Origin of the sequence: Testudinibacter sp. 'clade 2' (genome assembly GCF_006227735.1) — a bacterium.
Taxonomy (GTDB): Bacteria; Pseudomonadota; Gammaproteobacteria; order Enterobacterales; family Pasteurellaceae; genus Chelonobacter.
Genome location: NZ_VDHB01000245.1, coordinates 1 through 1,399, shown reverse-complemented (window position 1 = coordinate 1,399; position 1,399 = coordinate 1). Strand labels below are relative to the sequence as shown.

Below are 1,399 nucleotides of genomic sequence, written 5' to 3'. Positions count from 1 at the left end.
TCTGTAGGAAATATGAAATTCGGAACAAACAGAAATTCAATTAATAACATGATGAATTCTGAATTTAAGGCTGTGTTTGAAAAAACATTAAGTGGTGTCGAGTTTGTTACTGACCATTATAATGATGATGGTCTAATGTTGGGATATTTCACTAAAGATTTTAAATTATCTTATGTAATACTGAATGACCCTTCTGAAGCTATATTTGAGGGAGAAGATTTGTTGATAAAGACTTATTCAGAATGTTGGGATTTTATGAAACAATTTGATTCAAATATTGAGGAAGAATATGTAGGTTTCAAAAGTTACAAATTCGGTATTGCAATTTATGCACCCAACGGAACAGATGACCCCGATTGTGATATTGAGGCAGTAACAGTTGGAGAAGTCGGGTATTTTAATAAGGCGTAAAAAATTCTACTTTTGGCGACGCAGCCGCTGTAAAAAGTATATTGACAACTGGCGGTACAGTGCAGGATTGGGTAGCTGCCGTAATGCTATTGACACCGGGTGGCAAAAAAAGTGGTAGTAACAACCATATTGTAGAACCCCACGGCAAAGCCAAAGGCGATGCAGATGGAGGTAGCAAACCAAAAGACAGTGATGATGGCGGTGCAGCACCACGAAGTCATGTGCCAGATGCACCCAATGCTAAAAAAGGAGACGGTGAAGCTTTTGCAGATGGTGGAGATGCACCGATAAAACCGAAGAAAACAAAATTGCAAGCTGGTACACCAGAACATAAAGCTCAAAGATGGAAACAGTATGAAGAGCGAATGAAAGATAATCCTAAAAAATATTCGTATGAGAGATGGAGCAAGCAGTATGATACAAATATGAAAAATGTTTCATATGGACTATCTCGTGAGCAAGCTTATAGAGACCAGCTTGGTGGGAAAAGTGAAACGGTAAAAACCCCTCATACCAATAGACAAATAGATATTTCAAAACCTGATGAAATGTATGCAGGTCAAGCAAAAACTGGTAAAGTTAGTTTAACAGAGCAAGCAAAAATTGATATTCAAAAAGACGCATCAATGGTAAAAGATGGTTATAAAGTTGAGTATATATTAGAAAAAGGAGCTTCTAAAAACTTTATTGAAGCTTTAGAGAAAGCTGGGATCGATTATCATATGGGAAGTAAAATACCTTAATTTACAATTTAAAAAAAACAAAAATTATGAATCTAAAAGAGCATTCAAATAAAGAGTTAGAAGAAAAATTTGAAAATTTTATTATTAATATTGATGATTATTTAGAGAATTTTATCGAAAAAGTTCATCAAAAAGGGTATGATTTGGATTTTTCTATTGATAGTTTGCAAACTCTTGAAAAATATTTAATCGGTGAAAAAATAGATAAAAATAGTGATGATGTAAATGATGCAGCTGCATATTTC

Annotated in this window: 3 protein-coding genes; all 3 read left to right on the top strand. The window is 34.1% G+C overall.

Annotated features, from left to right (window positions below):
* The coding region (locus tag FHQ30_RS12995; RefSeq protein WP_500692279.1) for a hypothetical protein at positions 1-411 on the top strand (411 nt) is incomplete at its 5' end.
* A gap of 83 nt (positions 412-494) precedes the next feature.
* Positions 495-1,154, top strand: a complete 660-nt coding sequence (locus FHQ30_RS12990; RefSeq protein WP_139625197.1) for a hypothetical protein — start codon at positions 495-497, stop codon at positions 1,152-1,154.
* Between the two features lie 26 nt (positions 1,155-1,180).
* The coding region (locus tag FHQ30_RS12985) for a hypothetical protein (protein ID WP_500692278.1) at positions 1,181-1,399 on the top strand (219 nt) is incomplete at its 3' end.

Coding starts and splice junctions, on each gene's coding strand:
- FHQ30_RS12990 (WP_139625197.1), top strand. CDS start 495: ATGCTATTGACACCGGGTGGCAAAAAAAGTGGTAGTAACAACCATATT.